Origin of the sequence: Halomonas sp. KM-1 (assembly GCF_000246875.1) — a bacterium.
GTDB lineage: Bacteria > Pseudomonadota > Gammaproteobacteria > Pseudomonadales > Halomonadaceae > Halomonas > Halomonas aerodenitrificans.
On sequence record NZ_BAEU01000117.1, the window covers coordinates 38,276 to 60,694 of the forward strand.

Annotated in this window: 24 protein-coding genes and 2 tRNA genes; 14 read left to right on the forward strand and 12 right to left on the reverse strand. The window is 62.9% G+C overall.

Annotated features, from left to right (window positions below):
• Positions 1-237: 237 nt before the first annotated feature.
• Positions 238-966: a phosphoribosylglycinamide formyltransferase gene (gene purN, locus B8115_RS13245; RefSeq protein WP_010628293.1), complete on the reverse strand. Its 729-nt coding sequence runs from the start codon at positions 964-966 to the stop codon at positions 238-240.
• Entirely contained in the window at positions 963-2,039 is a 1,077-nt protein-coding gene (gene purM / locus B8115_RS13250) for a phosphoribosylformylglycinamidine cyclo-ligase (protein WP_010628294.1), read from the reverse strand. The genes purN and purM overlap by 4 nt, the downstream gene beginning before the upstream one ends.
• 159 nt (positions 2,040-2,198) lie before the next feature.
• On the opposite strand from purM, the gene B8115_RS13255 reads away from it, so the two are divergent.
• Positions 2,199-3,275: an AI-2E family transporter gene (locus B8115_RS13255; RefSeq protein ID WP_010628295.1), complete on the forward strand. Its 1,077-nt coding sequence runs from the start codon at positions 2,199-2,201 to the stop codon at positions 3,273-3,275.
• A complete protein-coding gene (hda, locus tag B8115_RS13260) occupies positions 3,272-3,973 on the forward strand; it encodes a DnaA regulatory inactivator Hda (RefSeq protein WP_010628296.1) in 702 nt (233 codons plus the stop codon). Before B8115_RS13255 ends, hda begins: the two co-directional genes overlap by 4 nt.
• A 9-nt stretch (positions 3,974-3,982) precedes the next feature.
• Here hda and B8115_RS13265 read toward each other — a convergent pair whose 3' ends face one another.
• From B8115_RS13265 to B8115_RS13275, 3 genes are all read right to left on the reverse strand, one after another.
• Positions 3,983-4,537 carry a carboxypeptidase-like regulatory domain-containing protein gene (locus tag B8115_RS13265; protein WP_010628297.1) on the reverse strand — a complete coding sequence of 185 codons (555 nt, stop codon included), beginning with the start codon at positions 4,535-4,537 and terminating at the stop codon, positions 3,983-3,985.
• Positions 4,538-4,699: 162 nt separating this feature from the next.
• Positions 4,700-5,071, reverse strand: a complete 372-nt coding sequence (locus B8115_RS13270) for a phasin family protein (protein WP_010628298.1) — start codon at positions 5,069-5,071, stop codon at positions 4,700-4,702.
• 135 nt (positions 5,072-5,206) lie between these two features.
• On the reverse strand, positions 5,207-6,208 hold the full coding sequence (locus tag B8115_RS13275) for a sensor domain-containing diguanylate cyclase (protein ID WP_010628299.1): 1,002 nt from the start codon (positions 6,206-6,208) through the stop codon (positions 5,207-5,209).
• A gap of 230 nt (positions 6,209-6,438) precedes the next feature.
• Here B8115_RS13275 and B8115_RS13280 point away from each other — a divergent pair, with 230 nt between their 5' ends.
• Positions 6,439-7,191, forward strand: a complete 753-nt coding sequence (locus B8115_RS13280) for a helix-turn-helix domain-containing protein (protein ID WP_010628300.1) — start codon at positions 6,439-6,441, stop codon at positions 7,189-7,191.
• 12 nt (positions 7,192-7,203) lie between these two features.
• On the opposite strand, the gene B8115_RS13285 is transcribed toward B8115_RS13280, so the two are convergent.
• Entirely contained in the window at positions 7,204-7,557 is a 354-nt protein-coding gene (locus B8115_RS13285; protein WP_141638592.1) for a hypothetical protein, read from the reverse strand.
• Positions 7,558-7,965: 408 nt separating this feature from the next.
• On the opposite strand from B8115_RS13285, the gene B8115_RS13290 reads away from it, so the two are divergent.
• Positions 7,966-9,345: a lyase family protein gene (locus B8115_RS13290; protein ID WP_010628302.1), complete on the forward strand. Its 1,380-nt coding sequence runs from the start codon at positions 7,966-7,968 to the stop codon at positions 9,343-9,345.
• 1 nt (position 9,346) lies between these two features.
• Here the strand turns inward: B8115_RS13290 and glpD are convergent, their stop codons facing one another.
• Positions 9,347-10,849 (reverse strand): glycerol-3-phosphate dehydrogenase, encoded by a 1,503-nt coding sequence (gene glpD, locus B8115_RS13295; protein ID WP_010628303.1) that lies wholly within the window; start codon positions 10,847-10,849, stop codon positions 9,347-9,349.
• A gap of 179 nt (positions 10,850-11,028) precedes the next feature.
• Complete coding sequence (locus B8115_RS13300) at positions 11,029-11,787, reverse strand: DeoR/GlpR family transcriptional regulator (protein WP_010628304.1); 759 nt, start codon at positions 11,785-11,787, stop codon at positions 11,029-11,031.
• Positions 11,788-11,936: 149 nt separating this feature from the next.
• Between B8115_RS13300 and glpK the strand changes: the two genes are divergently transcribed.
• The 3 genes from glpK to B8115_RS13315 all read left to right on the forward strand — a co-directional run bounded on the left by glpK (position 11,937) and on the right by B8115_RS13315 (position 13,710).
• The gene (gene glpK / locus B8115_RS13305) at positions 11,937-13,418 is read left to right on the forward strand and encodes a glycerol kinase GlpK (RefSeq protein ID WP_010628305.1); all 1,482 of its coding nucleotides are present in this window, start codon (positions 11,937-11,939) and stop codon (positions 13,416-13,418) included.
• Positions 13,419-13,514: 96 nt separating this feature from the next.
• Positions 13,515-13,591 (forward strand) — tRNA-Val (locus B8115_RS13310).
• Between the two features lie 42 nt (positions 13,592-13,633).
• A tRNA-Val gene (locus B8115_RS13315) sits at positions 13,634-13,710 on the forward strand.
• 86 nt (positions 13,711-13,796) lie between these two features.
• On the opposite strand, the gene B8115_RS13320 is transcribed toward B8115_RS13315, so the two are convergent.
• Positions 13,797-14,279, reverse strand: coding sequence for a GAF domain-containing protein (locus B8115_RS13320; RefSeq protein ID WP_035591075.1), 483 nt, complete (start codon positions 14,277-14,279; stop codon positions 13,797-13,799).
• A gap of 106 nt (positions 14,280-14,385) precedes the next feature.
• Here B8115_RS13320 and B8115_RS13325 point away from each other — a divergent pair, with 106 nt between their 5' ends.
• The gene (locus B8115_RS13325) at positions 14,386-14,685 is read left to right on the forward strand and encodes an MTH1187 family thiamine-binding protein (RefSeq protein WP_010628307.1); all 300 of its coding nucleotides are present in this window, start codon (positions 14,386-14,388) and stop codon (positions 14,683-14,685) included.
• A 75-nt stretch (positions 14,686-14,760) separates the two neighbouring features.
• Here the strand turns inward: B8115_RS13325 and B8115_RS13330 are convergent, their stop codons facing one another.
• From B8115_RS13330 to B8115_RS13340, 3 genes are read right to left on the reverse strand one after another with little or no spacing between them, the layout of a single operon-like run.
• Positions 14,761-15,576, reverse strand: a complete 816-nt coding sequence (locus tag B8115_RS13330) for a MetQ/NlpA family ABC transporter substrate-binding protein (RefSeq protein WP_010628308.1) — start codon at positions 15,574-15,576, stop codon at positions 14,761-14,763.
• A 25-nt stretch (positions 15,577-15,601) separates the two neighbouring features.
• Positions 15,602-16,255 carry a methionine ABC transporter permease gene (locus tag B8115_RS13335; RefSeq protein WP_010628309.1) on the reverse strand — a complete coding sequence of 218 codons (654 nt, stop codon included), beginning with the start codon at positions 16,253-16,255 and terminating at the stop codon, positions 15,602-15,604.
• The gene (locus tag B8115_RS13340) at positions 16,236-17,327 is read right to left on the reverse strand and encodes a methionine ABC transporter ATP-binding protein (RefSeq protein WP_026038112.1); all 1,092 of its coding nucleotides are present in this window, start codon (positions 17,325-17,327) and stop codon (positions 16,236-16,238) included. The genes B8115_RS13335 and B8115_RS13340 overlap by 20 nt, the downstream gene beginning before the upstream one ends.
• 446 nt (positions 17,328-17,773) lie before the next feature.
• On the opposite strand from B8115_RS13340, the gene B8115_RS13345 reads away from it, so the two are divergent.
• The 6 genes from B8115_RS13345 (at position 17,774) to upp (ending at position 22,412) form a co-directional block, all read left to right on the forward strand.
• Positions 17,774-18,403 carry a riboflavin synthase gene (locus tag B8115_RS13345; protein WP_010628311.1) on the forward strand — a complete coding sequence of 210 codons (630 nt, stop codon included), beginning with the start codon at positions 17,774-17,776 and terminating at the stop codon, positions 18,401-18,403.
• A gap of 202 nt (positions 18,404-18,605) precedes the next feature.
• On the forward strand, positions 18,606-19,907 hold the full coding sequence (locus B8115_RS13350; RefSeq protein ID WP_010628312.1) for an NCS2 family permease: 1,302 nt from the start codon (positions 18,606-18,608) through the stop codon (positions 19,905-19,907).
• A gap of 33 nt (positions 19,908-19,940) precedes the next feature.
• Positions 19,941-20,486: an adenine phosphoribosyltransferase gene (locus B8115_RS13355; protein WP_010628313.1), complete on the forward strand. Its 546-nt coding sequence runs from the start codon at positions 19,941-19,943 to the stop codon at positions 20,484-20,486.
• A gap of 4 nt (positions 20,487-20,490) precedes the next feature.
• On the forward strand, positions 20,491-20,970 hold the full coding sequence (gpt, locus tag B8115_RS13360; RefSeq protein WP_010628314.1) for a xanthine phosphoribosyltransferase: 480 nt from the start codon (positions 20,491-20,493) through the stop codon (positions 20,968-20,970).
• 19 nt (positions 20,971-20,989) lie between these two features.
• Positions 20,990-21,673 (forward strand): uracil-DNA glycosylase, encoded by a 684-nt coding sequence (gene ung / locus B8115_RS13365; protein ID WP_010628315.1) that lies wholly within the window; start codon positions 20,990-20,992, stop codon positions 21,671-21,673.
• A gap of 109 nt (positions 21,674-21,782) precedes the next feature.
• Entirely contained in the window at positions 21,783-22,412 is a 630-nt protein-coding gene (gene upp, locus B8115_RS13370) for a uracil phosphoribosyltransferase (protein ID WP_010628316.1), read from the forward strand.
• The last annotated feature ends 7 nt before the right edge of the window (positions 22,413-22,419 follow it).

The window sequence follows — 22,419 nt, forward strand, 5'->3', positions numbered from 1 at the left end:
CTGACGTAACCCGCGGCTAATCCGTCGACAGTTCTCGTGGAGGCGCTGTAAACCCTTCCCTGGGCGCTACATTCTTCTTGCTTCACTCTCGCATCCTGCTCCGCTTGCAAGACCGGTGCACGCCATCCATGGCGTGCCCGTTCGGCTGTCGCCTCACCCATGAAGAATGACCTCCACTCTGAACTGTCCCCGGCGCCGCTAGCGTCTTGGGGCATCCACTTTGCGTCGAGTTTGGCGCTACTCCTCGTCCAGCTCTTCGGCGGCGTCGGCGTGGGAGAGGCGTAGCCCCTGGGGCGGCAGCGGGGTGCCGTCGAGCAGGGCGCTCTCGCCTTCGAGGCGCAGGCGCCCCTCGAGGAACCACTTCACCGCGATGGGGTAGATCAGGTGCTCGCGGGCGTGCACCTTCTCCTTCAGGCTGGCTTCGGTCTCGCCCTCGTTAACCGCTATCACGGCCTGGATGGCGACCGGGCCGCCGTCCAGCTCCTCGGTGACGAAGTGCACGCTGCAGCCGTGTTCGGCCACGCCGTCGGCGAGTGCCTTGGCATGGGTGTTGAGGCCACGGTAAGCGGGCAAAAGGGAGGGGTGGATGTTGAGCATGCGGCCGTGGAAGCGCTGCACGAAGCGTGAGCTTAGAATGCGCATGAAGCCGGCCAGTACCACCAGATCGGGTTCGTGGCGCTCGATCACCTTGATCAGGGCACCATCGTAGGCTTCGCGATTCTCGTACTCGCCGTGGGGCAGCACTACGGCATCGATGCCGGCATCACGGGCACGCTGCAGGCCGTAGGCGTCGGCAACGTTGGAGATCACCGCCACGATCTCGCCGCCCAGGCGGTCGTGGGTCTGCTCGTCGATCAGCGCCTGCAGGTTGCTGCCGTTACCCGAGATCAGCACCACCACCCGGCGTGTGCCGGTGGGCTCGGGGGTGAAGTCCGTCATGGTGTCGCCGTCGTACGCTTCGCTCATGCCTCGAGGTTCTCCAGCAGAACCGCTTCTTCGCCTTCGCCGCGGGCGATGATCTCGCCGATGCGATAGACCGTCTCGCCCTGTGCCTGCAGGTGGGCGCGGGCCTGGTCGGCCTTCTCCGCAGGTACGACCACGACCATGCCGATACCGCAGTTGAGCACGCGATACATTTCGTGCTCCGCCACGTTGCCCTGCTGCTGCAGCCAGTCGAACAGCGCCGGACGCGTCCAGCTCTTCACGTCGATGCGTGCTGCCAGGGAGTCAGGCAGCACCCGGGGAATGTTCTCCAGCAGTCCGCCGCCGGTGATGTGCGACAGGGCATGAACGGCGACGCCGCTCTCCTTGATCAGCGACAGCAGCGGCTTGACGTAGATCCGTGTGGGGGCGAGCAGGGCGTCGCCCAGCGGCCGGCCGTCGATGGCGGTATCCAGCGATGCACCGCTCACTTCGAGGATCTTGCGGATCAGCGAATAGCCGTTGGAGTGGGCGCCGCTGGAGGCGATGCCCAACAGTACGTCGCCTTCGCCGACCTTGCTGCCGTCGAGGATCTCGGATTTCTCCACCACGCCGACACAGAAGCCGGCCAGGTCGTAGTCGCTGCCTTCGTACATGCCGGGCATTTCGGCGGTTTCACCGCCTACCAGGGCGCAGCCGGCCTGTTCGCAACCCTCGCCGATGCCGGCGACGACGTCGGCGGCGATGTCCACATCCAGTTTGCCCGTGGCATAGTAGTCGAGGAAGAACAGCGGTTCGGCGCCGGCCACCACCAGGTCGTTGACGCACATGGCGACCAGATCGATACCGATGGAGTCGTGTCGACCCAGGTCCATGGCCAGACGCAGCTTGGTGCCGACGCCGTCGGTGCCCGAGACCAGCACCGGTTCGCGATAGCCGGAAGGCAGCTGGCACAGGGCGCCGAAGCCGCCCAGTCCGCCCATCACCTCGGGGCGCATGGTGCGCTTGGCGACGCCCTTGATGCGGTCGACCAGGGCGTTGCCGGCATCGATGTCGACGCCGGCGTCCTTGTAGCTCAGGGATGCCTTGGCATTGTCGGGGGAGGTGGAATCGGTCATGGCCTGTCCTGTACGAAGTAGCGCGGTTATGTGGCCCGGCGCAAGGCGACGCAACGCCTGATGGCCGAAGCAGTGGGCAAGATCGGGCCGGAATTGTAGCATCACGACGCACGGCTCGCATCGCCGTGGAGGGAGAACGCAGGGAGGTGTGGAGCTGTGATGCGTAAAGAATGGTGGGTGCTGATTGGCGCGGTCGCCTTGGTGTGGCTGCTGTTCCAACTGGAAACGATGCTGATGCCGTTCATCGCCGGGATGATCCTGGCGTACCTGAGCGATCCACTGGCCAATCGATTGCAGCGCCTGGGGCTTTCGCGCGCCTTGGCGGTGTGCGGCGTGTTCTTCATCCTGACCTTGGTGCTGGGGGTAGCACTGCTGGTGCTGATCCCGCTGGCCGTGCAGCAGGTGCGCCAGTTCGGGCTGATGATTCCGGGAATCTTCGAGTGGGTGGAAACGGTGCTGGCGCCGCAGATCCGCGGTTGGACGGGACTGGACGTGGCGGCGGATCTCGATAACGTGCAGGAGACGCTGGCCGAACACTGGCAGGACGCCGGTGGTTACCTGGCCCAGTTCCTGGGACAGATCGGACGCTCGGGGGCGGCGTTCCTGGCCTGGGTGACCTATTTCGCGCTGATTCCGGTGGTCACGTTCTATCTCCTGCTGGACTGGAACCGCCTGATCGTCAATCTGCGCAATCTCATCCCGCGGCGCCTGGAGCCGGATGCGGTGCGTCTCAGCCTGCGCTGCGACGAAGTGCTTTCGGCTTTCCTGCGTGGCCAACTGCTGGTCATGCTGACTTTGGGGGCCATCTACGCCATTGGGCTGACCGTCATGGGGCTTCGCTTCGGGCTGCTGATCGGTATGCTGGCGGGGCTGGCCAGCATCGTGCCGTTTCTCGGCTTCATCGTCGGTATCAGCGTGGCGCTGATCGTGGCGTTCTTCCAGTTCGGCAGTTGGGTGGCGCTGCTTGGCGTGGTCATCGTGTTCAGCATCGGTCAGATCATCGAAAGCGTGGTGCTGCAGCCCAAGCTGCTGGGAGACCGCATCGGTCTGCATCCGGTGGCGGTGATCTTCGCCGTACTGGCGGGCGGCAACCTGTTCGGTTTCACCGGGGTGCTGCTAGCGCTGCCGGCTGCGGCGGTGATCATGGTACTCTTGCGGGAACTCAACGAACGCTACAAGCGCAGCAGCCTTTACGACGCCGATAAAAAAGAGCGTAGCAGCGAGGATTCACCATGAGTCGAGCGCCTGCGCAGCTGCCTCTGGGGGTGGGGCTGCGTGACGATGCCACTTTCGAGAGTTTTCTACCGGCCGCCAATGCCACCTTGCTGGATCGTCTTTCGCGCCAGCTCGATGCCGACGGCGAGCCGTTCCTCTTCCTATGGGGGGCGTCCGGCAGCGGTCGCAGTCATCTGTTGCAGGCGGCCTGCCATGCGGCTTCCGACCGGGACCTTCGCGCGCTCTATCTACCGCTGCACGACCTGGGACACTTCCCACCCTTGATGCTTGAGGACGTGGAGCGCCTCGACCTGGTGGCCATCGACGACGTGGACGTCGTCATCGGGCGACGTCGCTGGGAGGAGGGCTTGTTTCATGCCTTCAATCGCTTGCGCGATGCCGGCAAGCGTCTGGTGATGTCGGCGTCGGCTGCGCCCCGCCAGCTGCCCGTCGCACTGCCCGATCTGGCCTCGCGTCTTACCTGGGGCGTCACCTTTCAACTGCAGCGGCTGGATGACGGCGAAAGGTTGCAGGCTCTGCAGCTGCGTGCGCGCATACGTGGCATGCAGCTTTCCGAGGAGGTGGCCCGCTATATTCTTCATCGCGGACCGCGACGTCTGGACGAACTGTTCGACGAGCTGGCCGTGCTCGACCGTGCTTCGCTGTCGGCCCAGCGCAAGCTGACGATTCCCTTCGTCAAGCAGGCGCTGGGTTGGTAGCGCGTTGTGTCAGCGACTCAGATTGACCTCGAGGCGCTGGCCGTTGCGCAGTGACACCTGGCGCAGTATCACCTGGCGCTGGCCGTTGCTGGGGTTGACCACGCTTCCCGAGACATAGAACTCACCGGGGGGCAGGCCCTGCAGGGAAAAGTTGCCGTTGCCATCGGTGCGCGCGGTGTGGGTGTATTCACGCGCCCGCGGGTCGGCCGGCTCGACCGCACGTCCTGCCAGGGCATGCTCGGCGGCTTCGGCCGAATAGGTGGTGACCGGCGCCACGGAGATCGTCTCCCCGGTGCCGGGAGTGCCGTTCAGACTGAGCCTGCCTGAAATGGCGGCGGTGCCGCTCTTCGGCAGCGCCGCATATTCGCTCGCCGGAAAAGCCACCTGACGAGCGATTCTCCCTGGGGTGGGGGCAGGGCGCTCGGCGTCGGGGCGTTCGACGTCGGGGCGTTGCGGGTCGCCGATATCGATCACCTCGATACGCTCGGGTGGTGGCCCCGGCTCCATCATCTGGCAGCCGACAAGAGTGAGACTCACCAAGGCTACGGGTAACCAGGCTTTCATTCGATTGCTTCCTCATTGCGACATGCCCGTGCAGGACGAGCATAAACGATGGGAGCCGGCTGGCGACAGATGGAAAGATGAAACTGGCGAGAAAACTGGAGAGAAAAAACGAAGGCCCGCCGAACGTGGTTCGGCGGGCCTTGCGTTAGGACGGGTAGAGCATCAGGCCTTGGCGGTCTGGCTCTGGGCGACCTTTTGTGCTTCCTGCAGGCTGCTTTCAGCCAGTTTCTGGCTCTGCTGGAAGAAGTCCTGATGCAGGGTAACGGCCTTCTCGGCATCGCCCTTGAGACGCTCGGTCACGTCCTTGGCGAACTGCTGCTGACCTTCCAGGTAGCTACGCAGACCGTCGGCATCGCGGACTTCGAGCAGCTTGCGGGCTTGCGCCAGGCTGGTGTCGGTATAGGCCTTGACGGCCTCTAGCTGGGCGCCGACCAGCTTTTCGGAATAGTCGATGCTCAGGGCGGCATAGGCACGCGCCGGGCCCAGCAGCATGGTTTCGAAAGGCTTGGTGTCGAAGCTGAATGATTTCATCATGAGTAAGGTATCTCCGGATGTGTTGTGTAATTTCGAACGGATGTCCGCTCTATTGCAATGCAGCATAGCAAAGGTTCTTGCTGCATTGCAATATGTGCTTGATGAATTGGTGCTTGATGAATTGGTGCTTGGCGATCAGGCCGCACATTCGATGCGATTTCGCCCGTTGCGCTTGGCCTGGAGCAACAGTGCGTCGGCACGATCGATCAGGTCGATCACGACGTCGTCGCCCGGCGCCCGGCTGGCGATCCCGATACTCAGCGTGAGACGGCTCGTCTGGGTGAGGGTGTTGCGCAGACGCTCGGCCAACTCCTGCGCGCCACTGGCCGTGGTCTCCGGCATCAGGATCAGGAATTCGTCCCCGCCGTATCGGCCCACCAGATCGCACTCGCGTACGGTCGCCAGTATCGTGCGTGCCACGCAGCGCAGGGCTTCGTCGCCCACTAGATGGCCGCGCGCGTCGTTGAGCGTCTTGAAATGATCGATATCGAGCATCAGCAGGCAAAGCGGCAGCTCGTAGCGGATGGCGCGCCTCAGCTCCTGTTCGGCCAGCTCCATCAGATAGCGCCGGTTGTAGGTGCCGGTCAGATGATCGTGAGTCGCCAGGTAGGCCAATTTCTCGTTGGCCGCGATCAGTTCGGCCGTGCGTTCGCAGACTCGGCGCTCCAGCTCGCCCGTGATCCCTGGGGTGAGCATGTGATGCTCGCGGGAGAAGGCCCGATCATGGGATATCCCGAACAGATGGGTCACAGTGCCCTCGGTGTTGGTGATGGGAACCAGCAGCGTCTGCCGATGGATATGCTGATAAATACCATCCCTGTCGAGATAGTCGCCATTCTCTTCATATCGCACCGGTGCCCCGGACTCTACGCAGCGACCCAGGTTGGCCAGCACACCGTGACAAAGCGGGGCGGGTAGCGACTGTTCGATACGCTTGCCGATGACGGCGTTCGTCTCTGCGCTCGTCGTCTCGTGAGTGGAGTTCATGGCCTCGATCACGAAATTGCCCGGTCCCTCGACGCGAACGATGAACATGTGTTCCGGGCAGTATTCCCACAGGCTGCGCACCAATAGCAGGCATGTATTGGCATTGAGCTGACTGAGGATGTCCGTCGTCAACCAGGATTTCTGTTGCATGTTTCTGCTCCCTTGGTGGTGTCCTCCCTGTACCGAGTGGTACACCGATCCTGTGCGATGCAGCATTAACACTAGGCGGCTGTAATTTTTCGTGCAGCATGGTTTTCGTCATGACAACGTGGGGTGGGTTATCACATTTCTCTGCCCAGGGTATGAAGTAAGTCAGACTACGGTGCGGCCCGGCAAACCTATAATTGCTAAGTGTGTGCCAAGGCAAGGAGAGTCGCATCATGACGAGCCGTGGCAAGTACGTATATGGCGGGCTTGAGAGCGGTACCGGTTGTCTCTCTTGTTATCTCAATGCGCTGTGCATTGCCGAGGAGCTGTTGCCCGAGGAGACATTGCTACTCAGCGAAATGGTCGTTCCTCCCATCCGTCTCGAAAAGCGGCAGGTGTTGTATCGCCAGGAGGCACCTTTCACCAGCCTGTATGTCGTGCGTACCGGCTGCCTCAAGCAGGAGACTGTCGTCGAAAGCGAACAGCTGCTGACGGCGATCTGGCTGCCCGGCAGCATCATCGGCTGTGATTCCATCGGCCTGGAGCGCTATCCTTCTACTGTCAGCGCTCTCGACACCGCGACCTTGTGCGAGTTGCCTTTCGAGCGGCTCGAGGCGGTGATGCAGAGATTGCCGAAATTGCGTCGACGCCTGCAGAGAACGATCAGCCGCAGCATGCAGCAGGAGCGCATGAGCCTGCATCGACTGTTGAGCCGTACTGCGGAGGCGCGTATGGCCAGTTTTCTGCTGGCTGTGTCGGATTGTTTTCATCGCCGTGGCTATTCTCCTACTCACTTTCGCTTGCCCGTATCGCGCAACGACATCGGCAGCTATCTGGGGCTGACCCAGGAGACGGTCGGTAGAACCCTGGCCACTTATCAGGCGCAGCGGCTGCTGCGTGTCACGGGACGTGACTATCAGCTTCTCGATCTTGCAAGACTCGAGCGCTTGGCCTCTTCCACCGGCAGGCGGCAGAAGAGGCCATGAAGGGTTGATGTATCAGGCTCGCTGAGCCACCGCAGGCGCTCTGTGCTGTTCCCAGTACTCGAGCAGGACTCGACATTCGCCCTCCTTTTCGCTGACGAAATTGAGCAACGGCCGATGAAGTTCCGCCGTGGCGTTGGTATTCAACATCCAGTCGAAGAAGTGCTTCGATTCCATGGCCGCCCGGATGGCGTGCTCGATCATCTGTTCGCCCATGACCTCGTCGACGATGAAGAAGTGAGGTTCCGGAATCGGGAAGGGTGCAACGTTGCCTGGCGCTCTAACGATGCAGGCTTCGAGTTCCAGGCAGACGGCCACCTGATGAAGCTGGCCGAGGCGCTTCTCGCACTGCAGGCCCAGCGTTGCCATTAACCTGCTCGTCTGCGGAGCCCTGGGTAGAAACCGAAGGGTCAGGCGGCGGTAGCGCTGGAGCTCGGCGGCTTCGTGCTCGTAAGCGAGAGTGAGCTGTTCGTGCGGCAGTAAAAGCAGGGAACGAGTCATGTCCATGAGGTGTTTCATCCACGTTGTGCTGTCGTGATTGGTGCTTTGTTGGTATTGCCCCGAGTGGGTGGGCTAAGCGATCTTAGAGAATGCCTTTTTAACGCCGCAACGACAGTTATCATGTTGGCGTTCGATATTCAGCCAATAGTGCGGAAGCTTGACAGTTGTCAACTCGAGGGGGCTACGAAGCGAGCGTGCCCTGTCGGCGAGAAAGGCTTGCAAGCCACGATTCCCAACACCATGGTGAAGGGAGCGATCGTCTAACGAGGGAGTGACATGAGCGATCATCGTATCGAACGCGACAGCATGGGGGAGCTGCGGGTGCCGGCCGCGGCTCTCTATGGCGCCCAGACCCAGCGTGCGGTGGAGAATTTTCCAGTGTCGGGTCAGCCGATGCCGGCGGCCTTCATCCATGCCATCGCCCGCATCAAGCTGGCAGCGGCCAAGGTCAACCGTGAGCTGGACCTGCTCGACGCCGAGCGAGCCGAAGCCGTCATTGCGGCGGCTCAGGAGATCGTCGACGGCAAGCACGACGACCAGTTCCCGGTGGACGTGTTCCAGACCGGTTCGGGCACCTCGAGCAACATGAACGTCAACGAGGTGATAGCCCACTTGGCCAGCCGCGAAGGGCTGAAGGTGGGGCCCAACGACCATGTCAACATGGGTCAGTCGAGCAACGACGTCATACCTACCGCCATCCATCTTTCCGCGGCGCTGGAGGTGACCGCGCAGCTGCGTCCCGCGCTGGTGGCATTGCGTGCCACCATCGACGAACGGGCGCTGGAACTGGATCGCGTGGTGAAGACCGGCCGTACCCATCTGATGGATGCCATGCCACTGCGCCTGGGGCAGGAGCTCGGCGGTTGGTCGAGCCAGGTCGGCCAGGCCATCGAGCGTATCGACAGCGCCATGGTGCGGCTGTCACGGCTGGCTCAGGGCGGTACAGCGGTAGGCACCGGGATCAACGCTCATCCCGAGTTCGCCGAGCGCATGGCACGTCAACTGAGTGAGCAGACAGGGCTCGCTCTGGCGCCCAACGACAGCTTTTTCGCCAGCCTCGGCTCGCAGGATGCGGCGGTGGAGCTTTCGGGGCAGCTCAAGGGGCTGGCCTGCGTGGTGATGAAGATCGCCAACGACCTGCGCTGGATGAACTCGGGGCCGTTGGCCGGCTTGGGCGAGATCGAGCTCGAGGCGCTGCAGCCGGGGAGTTCGATCATGCCGGGCAAGGTCAATCCGGTGATTCCTGAATCGGCGGCGCAGGCTGCTGCCCAGGTGATCGGTCTGGATGCGGCGATAACCGTGGCGGGGCAGAGCGGCAACTTTCAGCTCAACGTGATGCTGCCGCTGATCGGTTACAACCTGCTGACCTCGATTCGGCTGATGAGCAATACGGCGCGCCTGCTGGGCGAGCGCGCCATTGCCACTTTCCGGGTGCGCGAGGATCGGCTGGCGGAGCCGCTGGCGCGCAACCCGATCCTGGTCACGGCCCTGAACGGGGTCATTGGCTACGACGCCGCGGCAGCCATCGCCAAGCAGGCCTATCAGGCGGGGCGGCCGATCATCGACGTGGCCGAAGAGCAGACCGACCTTGATCGTGAGGAGCTCGAGCGGCTGCTCGATCCGGCCAGCCTGACCTACGGTGGTATTCCCGAATAGCTCAGGCGGCCAGGGCCTGTCGGTGGGCTTCCATGTGTGCCTGTAGTCGCTCAACTTGGCGCGGCGTCAGCCGCAGGCCCAGCTTGGTGCGCCGCCACAGGATGTCCTCGACGGTGGTGGCCCATTCATGGTCGACCAGATAGTCGGCTTCGGCGACGGTGAGGCCGGCGCCGAAATGTTCGCCCAGGTCCTCTTCGCATTGGGTGCCTGCGAGGAAGCGCAGGCACAGGCTGCCGTAACTACGCGCGAAGCGCCGTGTCCGCGCTTCCCCGAGCCAGGGGTAGTCGTGCCGCAGCCGCGCCATGAAATTCTCCTGATTGCCGATCTCGCCGCCGGGCAGGGCGGCTTCGGCGGTCCAGCTCGGCCCCATGGCTGGCAGAACAGGCTTGAGCTGCTTCAAGGCGGCTTCCGCCAGCTTGCGATAGGTGGTGATCTTGCCGCCGAATACGGAGAGCAGCGGGGCACCTTGATCGTCGAACGCCAGGGTGTAGTCCCGGGTCATGGCCGAAGGCTCGGCCGATTCGTCGTCGCACAGGGGGCGTACGCCGGAGAAGCTCGAGATGACGTCGCTGCGCTGGAGCTGACGGCGGAAGTGAGCATTGACCACACCAAGCAGGTAATCGATCTCTTCTTCACTGATGGCGGCCTGGGCCGGGTCGCCCTCATAGCGTCGGTCCGTGGTGCCGACCAGGCTGAAGTCGTCCTCGTAAGGGAGGACGAACACGATGCGTCGGTCGCTGTTCTGCAGAATGTAGGCACGGTCGTCGCCGTTCAGCCGCGGCACGATCAGGTGGCTGCCCTGAATCATGCGGATGCTGTAGCGGGAGTTACGTGCCGCCTGCTCGCGCACCACCCGCTCGACCCATGGGCCGGCGGCATTGACCAGGGTGCGCGCCTGGCGCTCGAAGCGCTCGCCGCTGCGGACGTCCTCCAGCTCGATGCGCCAGATGCCGTTCTCCTCCTTCGCCCCGATGCAGCGGGTGCGCACCAGAATCTCCGCGCCACCTTCGCGTGCCTGTAGCGCGTTGAGCACCACCAGGCGAGCATCATCGACCCAACAATCGGAATATTCGAATCCGCGCTTGATGCCTTCCTGCAGGGGCGAATCCGCAGCGAAACGAACGCTGCGTGAACCGGGCAGCATCTTGCGCTTGCCCAGATGGTCGTAGAGGAACAGACCGGCCCGAATCATCCAGGCGGGGCGCAGGTGAGAGCGGTGCGGGAGAATGAAACGCAGCGGCCAGATGATGTGCGGCGCCTTGTGCAGCAGCACTTCGCGCTCACGTAGCGCCTCCCCCACGAGGCGGAACTCATGATGTTCGAGATAGCGCAATCCACCATGGATCAACTTGCTGCTGGCCGAGGACGTGGCGCCGGCCAGGTCCCCCTGCTCGCACAGGCTGACCGACAGGCCGCGCCCGGCAGCATCGTTGGCAATGCCCGTGCCGTTGATGCCGCCGCCGATGATGAAGAGGTCGAGTAGGTGGTGCGACGTGTGCGCCATGGACTGAAAGGCTCCGATCTCGCGTCAGCAATGAGCTGGCTTTCAAACAGTGTATGTTTGAAAGCGAACATAGATCAATCGAAATCGAACATCAAGACACGGAGGAAAATGCGCCGACGTTTCGGTCGGCGCGGGGCAAGTTGTAAGGCAGGTCGAAAGGGAGAGATCGAAAGAGCAACTCAGGCGATATGCAGGGCGACGTCATTGACCTGCATCAGGTGAACGATGCGCTCGGGGGGCTGGCGGTCGGTGAACAGCGCATCCAACTGGGCGATGTTGCCCTGCCGCACGACGGGGTTGCGGTGGAACTTCGAATGGTCCGCGGTCAGGTAGACCTGACGGGAATTGCGGATGATGGCCTGGGCCACGCGAGCTTCCTGATAATCGAACTCGAGCAGGGAGCCATCCTCATCGATACCGCTGATACCGATGATGCCGAAGTCCACCTTGAACTGATTGATGAAATCGATGGTGGCCTCGCCGATGATGCCACCGTCGCGTGAGCGTACCTGGCCGCCGGCGATGATGACGTTGAAATCTTCCTTGTGCTGCAGAATTGCCGCCACATTGAGGTTGTTGGTGATCACCTCGAGCCCCTGGTGATCGAGTAGCGCCTCGGCGACCACCTCGTTGCTGGTGCCGATATTGATGAACAGCGAGGCGTGATCGGGAATGTGGCTTGCCACCAGAGCGGCGATGCGTCGCTTGGCCTCGAGGTTGAGGTTCTTGCGCGTGCTGTAGGCGGTGTTGACGGTGCTCGATTCGAGCCCGGCGCCGCCGTGCACGCGTCGGATCATGCCCTCTTCCGCCAGAGCGTTGAGATCGCGGCGTATGGTCTGTGGCGTGACCGAAAAATGCTCGGTCAGCTGTTCGATACTGGCGTAGCCCTGGCGGCGTACCAGTTCAACGATGGCATCTTGTCGCTGTTGCTGGTTCATGACGGCTCCCTATCGATCACGCGAGTGTAAGCGATTCGGTACGCTTGCGCAGGTATTCGAGGGATGCTTATACGAAAGTCGTAAAGCATTGCGAACATACTCGGGTACTCTTGGTGATCATAAACGAACATACAGTGACAGGATGACTCATGGCCGACTATCTGCTTGCCATCGATCAGGGCACCACCAGTTCGCGCGCCATCCTCTTCGACCGTGGCGGCCATGTGATCCGAGTTGCGCAGCGCGAGTTTCCGCAGCACTTTCCCCACGATGGCTGGGTCGAGCACGACCCTGAAGACATCTGGGACACGGTGCTTGCGACCTGCCGGGAGGCGGTCGAGGGTTCGGGCGTTGCGCTGGACGAGATCGCCGGCGTCGGTATCACCAACCAGCGTGAAACAACTCTGCTGTGGGATCGTGCGACCGGCAAGCCGCTCTACAATGCCATCGTGTGGCAGGACCGACGCACCGCCGATTTCTGCCGCGAGCTGCAGAAAAAAGGACATGCCGAGCTGGTGCAATCGCACACGGGACTGCTGATCGATCCCTACTTCTCGGCAACCAAGCTGGCCTGGCTGCTGGATAACGTGGAAGGGGCGCGTGAGCGTGCCGAGCGGGGCGAGCTGGCCTTCGGCACGGTGGACACCTTTCTGCTGTGGCGTCTTACCGGAGGGCGGGTCCACGCCACGGATGCCACCAACGCCTCGCGCACCATGCTGTTCGATATCCATGCCCAGCAGTGGGACGACGAGCTGCTCGAGCTGTTCAGGATTCCCCATGGCTTACTTCCCGAAGTGCGCGACAGCAGCGCAGATTTCGGCACCACCGATGCGCGCTGGCTGGGAGCGGAGCTTCCCATCGGTGGGGTGGTGGGCGACCAGCAGGCGGCGCTGGTCGGGCAGGCATGCTTCGAGCCCGGCATGGGCAAGAGCACCTACGGCACCGGTTGCTTCATGATCGTCAACACCGGCGACAGGCCGGCCAGATCGCGCAACCGCCTGCTCTCTACTGTGGCCTATCGCCTGGACGGCAAGACCACCTATGCCATGGAGGGCAGCATCTTTGTCGCTGGCGCTGCGGTGCAGTGGCTGCGCGACGGCTTGAAACTGTTCAAGGATGCCGCTGAGACGGAAGCGTTGGCCCAGCAGACCCGTGCCGGTCACAGCGTCTATCTGGTGCCGGCCTTCACCGGGTTGGGAGCGCCCCACTGGGACCCCAAGGCGAGAGGGGCGATCTTCGGCCTGACTCGCGACACCGGAATTGCCGAAATCGTGGCTGCCGGCCTGCAGGCGGTCTGCTATCAGACCCGCGACCTGCAAGCCTGCATGAGCGACGACATGGGCGTGCCGCCGGGAACCCTGCGCGTCGACGGCGGCATGGTGGCCAACTCCTGGCTGGTACAGTTCCTCGCCGACATGCTGGGGGTCCAGGTCGACCGGCCGACGGTGCTCGAGACGACTGCGCTGGGGGCCGCCTACATGGCCGGTTTGCGCTTCGGTTGGTACCGCGATCTGGAGGAGATCGCCGAGCTGTGGCGCTGCGAGCGCAGCTTCATGCCCAGCATGCCGGAAACCGAACGGGAGCGACTCTATCAAGGCTGGCTCGAAGCGGTGGAGCGGGTAAAAAGCTAGTGTGAGGCTTGCAAAATCCAGCGATATCGGTAAGATATGCATCCGTTGCCGCAGCTTGAATGGCGGTTAACGCGGAAAAGCGAGAAAGCCGAACACAGGACCATAGCTCAGTTGGTTAGAGCGCCACGTTGACATCGTGGAGGTCGGCGGTTCAAATCCGCCTGGTCCTACCAGCTTTCTCTATCGGCTTTTTCGATACGGTTTCACATAGTTTCAGGACCATAGCTCAGTTGGTTAGAGCGCCACGTTGACATCGTGGAGGTCAGCGGTTCAAATCCGCTTGGTCCTACCAGCATTCCGAAACGCCCCCTGGCATCTGTCAGGGGGCGTTTCGCTTTCCGGCACCTGCGGCTTTTTTCCCGGGCCGACGGCTTTTGCTTACCAGGCGAGTGAGAAGTCGGGCAGCTCGCTGCATCTGACGAATACCTCGACCAGGGCTTCCAGGCCCGCCTGATCGGCGGCGCTGAAACGCCCGCGCAGCGGGCTGTCGAGATCCAGCACGCCCCACAGCGTTTCGCCGCACAGAATCGGCACCACCAGTTCCGCGTTCGACGCCGCATCGCAGGCGATGTGGTCGGCGATGGTGTGCACGTCGTCGATGCGCTGGGTCTGGCGGCTCCTGGCGGCGGCGCCACACACGCCCTTGCTGAAGGGGATGGGGTTGCAGGCCGGTTTGCCCTGGAAGGGGCCGAGGGTGAGCAGCTCGGGCTGGCGCTGCAGGTAGAAACCGACCCAGTTGAGGTCCGGCACCTGCTGCATGATGAAAGCGCAGGTCTGGGCGCTGTTGGTCAGCCAGTCGCGGCTGTCGAGCAGGGCCTCGAGCTGACGGGTCAGCAGCGAATAGGACATGTCTGGTGCCATGGGTGCTCCTGTTCTATCGGCTCACAGATTAGAGGTTTGAACAATGGGCTGAGCGACACTAGCTTTCGGGTGAGGGAAAGCCGTAGGTCAATCAGGAGGATTGAGTATGCATGTGGTTGCCGATGTCAACGTGACCCCGATCGGGGCGGGAGCTTCGCTGTCGTCTCATATCGCCGCCTGCGAAGAGGTGATAGAGGAGGCTGGGCTCAAGTATCGCCTGCATGCCCACGGGACCAATATCGAAGGTTCCTGGGAAGAGGTGATGAAGGTGATCCAGCGCTGTCACGACGTGCTGCACGAGCGCGGTGCGCCACGGGTGGACAGCGCGATTCGTATCGCCACGGCTACCGATAAGGATCAGAGTCTCGAGGACCGGATCGGCAAGGTCGAGCGCAAGATCGGCTGAGTCCGGCACCTGCCAAACGAACGGGCCGACGCATGGCGTCGGCCCGTTGTCACTCGTCAGAAGCGCAGCGCGGCATCACTGCCAGCCGGGCACGGCGCCACCATCGAACAGTTCCTGTGCCTTGGCGGCCACCTCTTCGCTCTGGTAGGCAGAGACCAGCTGCTGGATCTCTTCACGCTCCTCGTCGCCGGCACGTACCGCGATCAGGTTGACGTAGGGAGACTCGGCGCCTTCCTGAATCAGCGCATCGTCCAGGCGCAGCCCGGCGGGCTGAGCGAAGGTGTTGTTGATGAAAGCGAGGTCAACGTCGGTCAGCACGCGCGGCAGCTGAGCGGCCTCGATCTCGCGGAAGCGCAGACCGAGCGGGTTCTCGACCACGTTGATCGGGGTGGCCTCGAGGTTCTCGGGGTCGTCCAGTTCGATCAGGCCGGCGTTGTGCATCAGGATCATCGCGCGGCCGCCGTTGGTGGGGTCATTGGGCAGGGCGATGATGGCGCGCTCTGGCAGCTCTTCGATGCTGTCGTGGCGCTCGGAGTAGGCGCCGATCGGATAGACGAAGGTGTAGCCGGCAACGGCCAGGTCGTAGCCACGGTCTTCGATCATGCTGCGCAGGTAGGGCTCGTGCTGGAAGGCGTTGGCATCCAGGCTGCCGTCGGCCAGTGCGGCGTTGGGCGAGACGTAGTCGGTGAACTCGATGATCTCGACTTCGAGGTCGTAGCGCTCGCGGGCGATCTGGACGGCCACTTCCATCACCTCCGACTCGGGGCCGGACATGGTGCCTACCTTGATCGAGCGCGTTTCGGTCGCGCCGTCGTCGTTGCCGCAGCCGGCAACCAGGATGGCGCTGGCCAGGGTGGCGGCGCCGAACAGGCGGGTCAGGGTCACTTGCATGGGGTCGTTCTCCTTGGGTGTGGCGTCACTTGCGATCCGATTTGCGTACCAGATAATCCCCGAGGCTCTGGAAGCCCTGCACCATGACCACCAGAATGGCCACGGTGATCAGCATGACAGTGGGGTTGAAGCGGTTGTAGCCATAACGAATGCCCAGGTCGCCCAGGCCGCCGCCACCCACGGCGCCGGCCATGGCCGAGTAGCTCACCAGGGTGACGACGGTGATCGTCAGCCCGGTGATGATGCCGCCGCGAGCCTCCGGCAGCAGCACCTTGGTGATCACCTGATGCGGCGTGGCGCCCATCGACTGGGCGGCTTCCACCAGACCGGGTGGGATCTCGTTCAGTGCACCTTCCACCAGTCGGGCGACGAAGGGAATGGCGGCGATGGTCAGCGGCACGATGGCGGCATTGGTGCCGATAGAGGTGCCCACGATCATTCGGGTAAAGGGGATGATCGCCACCATCAGGATGATGAAGGGGATCGAGCGACCGATGTTGGTCACCATGCCCAGCACCTGGTTGAGCACCGGGCGGGCCAGGATCTGGCGCGGGCGGGTGACGTACAGCAGCACGCCCAGCGGCACGCCGAGCAGCGCTGAGATGGTGCCCGACACTGCGACCATGTAGAGCGTATCCAGGGTCGCCTGCAGGATCAGATCAATCATCGCGCTGGACATGGCCGAGCACCTCCACATGCAGGTCGTGGTCTTCGAGATAGTCGATGGCGCGGCGGGTCTGCTCGGGAGGGCCGAGCAGCTCGGCGATCATCAGCCCCAGCGTGCGCTCCTGAATCGACTCTACCTTGGCCTGAAGGATGCTGACGTCGACCCCGCATTCGCGCGCCAGGCGCGAGATCAGCGGCGTGGAAACCGTATCGCCGGAGAACGCCAGGCGCACCACCGGGTGGGTATGCTCGCCGGGGGCGTCTTCGAGGCGTTCGATCAGCGCCTTGGGCGGCTCCAGTTGGAGGAAGTCGTTGAGGAACTCGCGGCCCAGACGGGTGCGCGGGGCGGTGAAGAAGTCGCCGACCTCGGCCTCTTCCACCAGCTCGCCGTCGGAGATCAGGCTGACCCGATGGCAGATCGACTTGACCACTTCCATCTCGTGGGTAATCAGCAGGATGGTCAGACCCAGCTTCTGGTTGATGTCGCGCAGCAGGGTCAGGATCGAGCCCGTGGTCTGCGGGTCCAGTGCCGAGGTCGCCTCGTCGCACAGCAGTACGCGGGGCTCGCTGGCCAGCGCCCGGGCGATGGCCACGCGCTGCTTCTGGCCGCCGGAGAGCTGGGCCGGATACTGGCGTGCCTTGTCGGTCAGGCCGGTGAGCTCGAGCAGCGGCAGCACGCGCTCGCGGATGGCCGCGCGCTTCATGCCCATCAGCTCCAGAGGCAGGGCGACGTTGGCAAAGACGTTGCGCGTCGTCAGCAGGTTGAAGTGCTGAAAGATCATGCCGATGCGATGGCGCGCCTGGTTGAGCTGGCTGTTGGAGAGGGTGGTCATCTCCTGGCCGTCGACGACGACGCTGCCGCTGGAAGGGCGCTCGAGCAGGTTGACGCAGCGAATCAGGGTCGACTTGCCGGCGCCGGAGAGGCCGATGACACCATGGATGCTGCCCGCCGGAACGTGAAGGTCGACGTTCTTCAGCGCCTCGATGGTGCGGGCCGAGGTGTCGCGTCGGCGGGCAGCGAACGGCAGCCGGCCTCTGGGGCCGGTGAGATGATAGGTCTTGGAAACGTTGCTTAGCGTGATCATCTGGCTTCCTGAGAGGCCGTCCCGGTGGGGCGGGCGCAGCGAGAGCCAGAATGGATAGCCGTAACGAAAAAAAAGGCCACCCTGGCGGGTGGCCATCAACGCTGGACACACCCTTTTAGCTGCACTTCACGCGGCAGACGAAAGCCGTCTGCATCGTGGGCGCCCGCAAGCCGGGTACAAATCGGCGCCTGAAATGTGAGGCGGCATAGTAAGACCAAAGACGTAACATGTCAACGGGAGCGAAAGATGCTTCGGTTCGTCAGGCGAACATGTGGTGAAAAACACTAAAAAGTGCTCTTCAGACGTGGATTCCTATTGGAATGCTCTGCTGGATGACACGCCTTTGGGGAAGTGTCTGTTGACGGATGGACGTCTGTGGCGTGAATTCTTACACTGCGAGCCCCATCCACTTCTCTCCCTCGACCGGGAGGCGCGCAGGAGACGTCATGTTCACAGGCATCGTTCAAGGCACGGCCGAGATCGTCGCCATCAAGGAAGCCGAGGCATTCCGCACTCATGTCGTGAGCTTGCCGCAATCTCTGCGCGAGGGGCTGGAGCTCGGCGCTTCGGTGGCCCACAACGGCGTCTGCCTTACGGTGACGGCCATCGACGGCGACCGGGTCAGCTTCGACCTGATGCGCGAGACGCTGCGGGTGACCAACCTTGGTGCACTGGGCGAGGGCGACCGCGTCAATATCGAGCGGGCGGCACGCTTCGGCGACGAGATCGGCGGCCACGCCATGTCCGGTCATGTCATGGCCATGGCCGAGCTGGTCGAGCTGGATCAGGCGCCGAACAACCGGCGGCTGTGGTTCGAGGTGCCCCATGCGCTGGGCCGCTTCCTGTTCGACAAGGGCTACATCGGCGTCGATGGCATCAGCCTGACGATCGGCGCCACGAGGCCCGCCACGGCTGCTCATGGGCCGCGCTTCTGCGTCGACCTGATACCCGAGACCCTGGAGCGCACCATTCTGGTGGACCGCGTGCCTGGCGATAGGGTCAACATCGAGATCGACCCCCAGACCCAGGCCATCGTGGAAACCGTGGAAAGGGTATTGGCCGCACGCGGCGTGTGAGAACACCATTCAAATGACCGTTTCGTCAAGATTGCGTTGGTAGCCGTGCTGGCGAATGGCGCAGAGTTTGCTTATACAGAGCGAATCGTGCCGCACAAGGTAAGCAATCTCGGCCTCGCATCTAAAGGGGGCTTTGGGTACCATGTGCGGCTTTTCTCGCCCCCTGGTCGCTAACCAGCACTCGTGCGCAGGAATGCCAAAAATGAAGAACATCCTCGAAAGACACTTCAAGCTGACGGAACACAACACCAGCGTGAAGACAGAGGTCATTGCCGGGATCACCACCTTCCTGACCATGGCCTACATCATCTTCGTCAACCCCAGCATTCTTTCCGAAACCGGCATGGACTATGGCGCGGTGTTCGTCGCCACCTGTTTGGCGGCCGCCGTCGGCTGTCTGGTCATGGGGCTGTGGGCCAACTATCCCATCGCTCAGGCGCCGGGCATGGGGCTCAACGCCTTCTTCACCTATGGTGTCGTGCTGGGCATGGGCTACAGCTGGGAAGCGGCGCTGGGGGCCGTGTTCCTCTCCGGCTTCTGTTTCCTGCTGCTCAGCATCTTCAAGGTGCGCGAGTGGATCATCCACTCCATTCCGCTCTCCCTGCGCCTCGGCATTGCCGCCGGTATCGGCCTGTTCCTGGCCATGATCGCGCTTAAAAATGCCGGCATCGTGGTGTCCAATCCGGCCACCTATGTGGCGCTCGGCGATCTTTCCCAGCCGGCTGCCATCTACGCGCTGCTGGGTTTCTTCGCCATCACCGCCATGGCCTATCTGAAAATCACCGGGGCCGTGATGATCGGCATTCTCGGAGTGACGGTGCTGGCCATGATTCTGGGCCACAACCAGTACGGTGGCCTGATGTCGATGCCGCCCTCCATTGCACCGACCTTCATGGCCATGGACCTCATGGGTGCACTCGACGTGGCCATGCTCAGCGTCATCTTCGCTTTCCTGTTCGTCGATCTGTTCGACACCTCCGGCACCCTGGTGGGGGTGGCGCACAAGGGTGGTCTGCTCGACAAGGACGGCAAGCTGCCGCGCCTGAACCGTGCCATGATCTCCGACAGTAGCGCCTCCATGGCCGGTGCGGTGCTGGGTACCTCGACCACGACCAGCTATATCGAGTCCACCGCCGGTATCGCCGCAGGTGGGCGCACCGGCCTGACCGCGGTCGTCGTGGCCGGTCTGTTCCTGATCAGCCTGTTCTTCGCGCCGCTGGCGGGTTCCATTCCAGCCTACGCCACCGCCGGCGCGCTGCTCTATGTGGCGGTGCTGATGGCTGGCAGTCTTGCCCATGCCAATTGGGACGACCCGACCGACGCCGCGCCGGTGTTGATCGCCGCACTGGCCATGCCGCTGACCTTCTCCATTGCCGAAGGCATCGCGCTTGGCTTCATCAGCTACGCTGCTATCAAGACCCTTTCCGGACGCTTCCGCGACCTCAATCCGGCGGTGGTCGTGCTGGCGATCCTGTTCGTATTGAAGTTCCTGTTCCTAGACTGACCCTAGACTGACATTTCCTCACCGAGACCCGCGATGAGCATTTACGGCGACTACATCAAGTCCGTGATCCGAACCGTCCCCGACTGGCCGCAGCAGGGGGTCAACTTCCGCGATATCACTCCGCTGCTGCAGAACAGCTCTGCCTTTCGCAAGCTGATCGACAGCTTCGTGCATCGCTATCAGGACATGGAGCTCGATGCCATCGCGGCCATCGACGCGCGCGGCTTCATCATCGGGGCGCCCGTCGCTTACGAGCTCGGCTGCAGCTTCGTGCCGGTACGCAAGAAGGGTAAACTGCCGTTCCGCACCATCAGCGAGACCTATACGCTGGAGTACGGTCAGGCCGAGGTGGAGCTGCACTCCGATGCTTTCCGTCAGGGGGATCGGATCCTGATCATGGACGATCTGATCGCCACCGGCGGCACCATGCTTGCTGCCGCCAAGCTCATCACCCGTTCGGGCGGCCAGGTGGTGGAAACCGCCACCATCATCGACCTGCCCGAGATCGGCGGGTCGGCAAGGATCCGTGAGGCAGGCTTCGGCGTCTTTGCGGTCTGTTCCTTCAATGAGGATGAGTGACGTCATGAGCCATGCCCGCTATCACCAGCACTTCACCGTTTCCTGGGATCAACTGCATCGTGACGTGCGCGAACTGTGCCATCGTCTGGTCGAGCGCGATTTCAAGGGCATCGTGGCGATCACCCGCGGCGGGCTGATTCCGGCGGCGCTGATTGCCCGCGAGCTCAACGTGCGGCTGATCGATACCGTCTGCATCAGCAGCTACGAGCACATGGATCAGGGTGGCCTGGACGTGATGAAGGGCGTCGACCACGACGGCGACGGCTGGCTGCTGGTCGACGACCTGGTCGATACCGGCAAGACGGCGCGCAAGGTACGCGAAATGCTGCCCAAGGCGCACTTCGTCACCGTTTACGCCAAGCCCGAAGGGCGCCCGCTGGTGGATCAGTATCTGACCGAAGTGGCCCAGGACTGCTGGATTCAGTTCCCGTGGGACATGGGGGTGGCCTACGTCGAGCCGCTGGTCGACCAAGTCAAGCGTTAGGCGACATAGAGTCGAGAACATGAGCTGTCCATTACCCGAGAGTTGGGAGCGCTGGCTGGGAGACGAGTTCCAGGCTCCCTACATGCACACGCTGCGTGACTTCCTGGCGGCGGAGAAGGCCGCCAGGAAGGTGATCTACCCGCACTCCTCGAACTGGTTCCGCGCCTTCGAGCTGACGCCGCTGGAGCGGGTCAAGGTGGTGATCCTGGGGCAGGACCCCTACCACGGACCCAATCAGGCGCATGGCTTGTGCTTCTCGGTTCGCCCAGGGGTCCCGGCGCCGCCCTCGCTGGTCAACATCTACAAGGAGCTGGTCGCCGATGTCGGCTTCCAGCCGGTAGATCACGGTAACCTCGAGCACTGGGCGCGACAGGGTGTGCTGCTGCTCAATACCTCGCTGACGGTGGAGCAGGGCAATGCCGGCTCACATCGGGGCAGGGGCTGGGAGCACTTCACCGATCGCGCCATCGAGACGGTCAATGCCCACGCCGAACCCTCGGTGTTCCTGCTGTGGGGCAGTCACGCCCGCCAGAAGAAGGTGCTGGTCGACACCTCGCGGCATCTGGTGCTGGAGTCGCCGCACCCGTCTCCGCTCTCGGCGCACCGGGGATTCTTCGGTAATCGGCACTTTTCCCGCGCCAATGCCTTCCTGCAAGCGAACGGCCGTGAACCGATCGATTGGCAGCTACCTGCAGAGCCCTGAAGCCGGCTGACCGGCTCTGCCTTAAACTCTCGGCAGGATGAGAGTAAAATGCGCGCGACTCGTCCATGCGACGCAGGTCGCCACTTCCACCCACGCCAAGAGGTCCGTCATGAGCGTCCATGCCATTCAACATCCGCTGGTCCAGCACAAGCTGGGTCTGATGCGCGAAGCCGGCATCAGCACCAAGAGCTTTCGCGAGCTGGCCGGCGAGCTGGCCAAGCTGCTGACCTATGAGGCGACCCAGGATCTCGAGCTGGAAGAGCAGGACATCGACGGCTGGAGCGGCAAGCCGATTCCGGTGAAGCTGCTGAAGGGCAAGAAGGTCACCATCGTGCCGATTCTGCGCGCCGGGCTGGGCATGCTGGATGGCGTGACCGACCTGATCCCCAGCGCCCGGATCAGCGTGGTGGGGCTCTATCGCGATGAAGAGACGCTGGAGCCGGTACCGTACTTCGCCAAGTTTGCCAATGACCTCGACGAGCGCATGGCCATCGTCATCGACCCCATGCTGGCGACCGGCGGCACCATGGTGGCCACCCTGGACATGCTGCGTGACCGCGGCTGCCAGCAAATGAAGGTCATCGTGCTGGTGGCGGCTCCAGAAGGCATCAAGCGGGTGCAGGACGCCTATCCCGACATCGAGATCTATACCGCGGCGGTGGACGATCACCTCGACGAGAACGGCTATATCGTGCCGGGCCTCGGCGATGCGGGTGACAAGATCTTCGGCACCCGCTAGGGAAACA